General features: G+C 33.8%; 1 protein-coding gene and 1 pseudogene. Both read right to left on the bottom strand.

All coding sequences use genetic code 11. The features are described from left to right. Positions 1 to 246: 246 nt before the first annotated feature. Positions 247 to 1,833, bottom strand: coding sequence for a lysine--tRNA ligase (gene lysS, locus IJI80_RS01620; RefSeq protein ID WP_292786971.1), 1,587 nt, complete (start codon positions 1,831 to 1,833; stop codon positions 247 to 249). A 406-nt stretch (positions 1,834 to 2,239) separates the two neighbouring features. Continuing rightward, positions 2,240 to 3,153, bottom strand: a pseudogene (gene nrdD / locus IJI80_RS01615) (anaerobic ribonucleoside-triphosphate reductase); the annotation flags it as partial.

The following is a 3,153-nucleotide window of genomic DNA, read 5'->3' as shown; positions in this document are numbered from 1 at the left end:
TATTTTTAGAATAATAATTTTTTATAGTAACTATTTTTTTAGTAATTATTTTTTTAGAAAAAAATTCTATTTTTAAAAATAAAGTTTTAATATAATCGAACAAATAAATCTTAGATTATTTTAGAAATAATGAAAAAATGAGAAATAAAAAATAAAAATAGAAAATAGTATTAGAGCAAAATACTCCAAACTATTAATAAAAATTTTGGTCCAGGTTTTGCGCCCCGTAGGGGCGGAAAAGCTGGGCTAAGCTTCTTGTCTTAACCTTTTAACTACAAAGTCCTTATCTAAAGAGAGTAAGAATGAAGCTGCTCTTGGTCCTTGTTTTTGGCCAAGAATCATTTTATAAATAGCTTGGAAAGCTTTTTGTGGTTTTAATCCATGGCTTTCTAAAACTTCATACATAGCATCATGCAATTCTTCAGCAGATGAGAACTCTCTTTCTTCCATTAAATCTGCAAGGTCTTTCAAGAATGCGATTTGATCATCTGGAAGAGGCAATTTTGGAATGGAATCGTATTGAACTTGGAACTTGACGAATTTAGGAGCATATTTGTCTAACCAAGCGATTACATTATCCACTCTTTCTTCGTATTGAGCCAATTCAAGTTCAGTTAAGTCACAGAAATCCTTATCCTTAAAGCTTTTAGTCAATTGGGAATTCTTTTTCAAAATTGCAAAGATCTTTTCAAGGTCCTTTTCACCAACAATTTGATAAGCATTTACCAAGAATCTGAAAGGAGGTCTGAAAGGCAATGGAGCATCTGCCTTGATTTGAGCATTTTTATAAATGCTTTTGAATTTTCTACCTTCTTTTTCAGATGGAGCTTCTTCCTCTCCGTAGAATACCCTTTCAACCTTATCAAAGGTGTCCATAAAGTCTAACCATGGCATTTTTGGAGAGAAGTCTTTGGATTTCATTGGTTTGCTTCTGAATAAGTAATAGTTAAGACTTTCTGCAGGCCCGATTTCAAGCCATTGTTCTGGAGTGAAGAATACACCATGAGATTTACTCATTGCTTCACCATCCAATGTAATCCATTCGTATGGAACTGGATATGGTGCTGGATAATCAAAGATCTCTTCAGAGATTACACTACTTACATCGTAAGATCCACCAGCTGCTGCATGGTCTTTTCCAAATGGTTCACAAGTAGTTCCAAAGATTTTCCATCTTGCCGCCCATTCAACTCTCCAGGTAAGCTTACCGTTACCGGATTTGATGTCCATTTCACCATCATGACCACATTCACATCTGTATTTTACAATGTCCCCATCGAAGTCATATGCTTCAGTGGTGTTTACTCTTCCACATTTTTCACAGATTGGGTTGTAAGGCAACCAGTGGTCTGCCAATGGCTCTCTTCTGTATTGGTCAAAAATGGCTTTGATTTCATTGTGCTTTTCAAGGGATATTCTGATTGATTCAAGATAGGATCCATCCTTATACATCTCAAAACCAGATTTAGGAGTTATTTCAATACCATAAGCATCAAGAACTTTGAATAAAGGTTTTTCAAAGTGTTCTACAAAGTTTTTACAGCATCCTTCAGGACATGGAATCATAGAATATGGCATGCCAAGGTATTGGTCATAAGATTCAGGAAGTGGGAAAGGAACTTTTCTAAGGGGGTCATGGTCATCTGCAATCCAGATGGTTTCTGCATCATTTCCCAATTCACGCAATGCTTTTCCGATAGCATTTGCAATGAATACGTCACAAGAATTTCCAATATGTATAGAACCTGATATAGATGTACCACTTGCTATGACATGTTTTTCTACATCCATTTCATTTAATTCATCAGCGATTCTTTCAATCCAATGTTTCATTGTTTCACCATAATAATTATAAAAGCTACTTTCAATTTAATGCGTTTAATATTCCAAACTATATATGAAAGCAATAATGAAGTAATAAATTAATATAAATTCGATACTATTGATAATAAATATTCATTATAAATATTCATTATAAATATCCAATAAAAATATCCTAATAATTTATTATATTATATATTTTTATTATCATCTTATAAAAAATTAATTACAAAAATAGTCATTAAAGGATGTAAATAGGATTCTTGAAAAGAACCCTATTAAGTGGAAAAATAGAGTCAAGCTCTATATAAAAAATAAATTTAAAATAAATAGGCAAAAATCAATGCCTATGAAAATTAATTAATAATAAATTAAATTAAACTTCTATGATCAATCAACAAAAATAAGTAGATTGAACTTATTGTTCAAATCTACGTCTGTCGATTAATTCTTGACGTTTACCTGCGTTCCAACCACCGTTTGCAGATTTAGCGTGACCTACTTGTTGTACGTAACCAGTAATTCTGTCATACCATTCCACATCAGCAGTTTCACCACAGGAAGGACATTTGTTGCTTAATCCTTTCATTAAGGTTTTACAGTTTAAGCAGAAACTGAATGCTGAACTGTAAGCCCAGAAACCAATATCGGATTTTCTTGCAATCTTATTGGTTAAGCTCATTAATGCATCAGGATCAGAGTATGATTCACCCATGAATGCATGGAAGATGTGTCCACCAGGAGTTAACTTGTGGTATTGGCCTTCAATTTTGACTTTGTCTGCAAAGGAAATGTCACTGTTTACAGGTACGTGTGAGGAGTTAGTGTAGTAGTTAGCTCCATTGTCACCTTGCAAGATTGCCTTTTCTCCGAATTGCTCTTTGTCTAAGGTTGCAAATCTGTATGCAGTGGATTCTGCAGGGGTTTGCAATACAGACCATCTGAGGCCAGTTTCTTCCTGCAATGCTTTTGCTCTTGCATTGATGTATTCTAAACATTTGATACCGAATTTGTTTGCATCTGGGTTTTCGATTCCTTCACCGAATAATGCAAGCAACATTTCATTAAGACCACAGAAACCAAATGAAAGGGTAGAGTTTTGGATTCTGTAATAGGTTTCGCCATCAACTTTTTGATCTAAGAATGGCAAGATGTCAAAGTTGTTTAAACAGTTAAGACCTTGGTTTCTTCTAATCATCAATGTTTCAACAGCTAAGTCCATGTAGTTGTCTAAGTATTCGAATACATCATTTTCATCTCTGTATAGGTATACGATTCTTGTCTAGTTCAAGGTTACGTCATATAAGTTACCTGTTCTTAAACAGTCTTGTT

Source organism: Methanobrevibacter sp., from assembly GCF_017432245.1.
In the GTDB taxonomy this organism is placed as follows: Archaea; Methanobacteriota; Methanobacteria; order Methanobacteriales; family Methanobacteriaceae; genus Methanobrevibacter.
The sequence above is the reverse complement of the archived record's forward strand: the minus strand, read 5'-3'. Positions and strand labels throughout refer to the sequence as shown.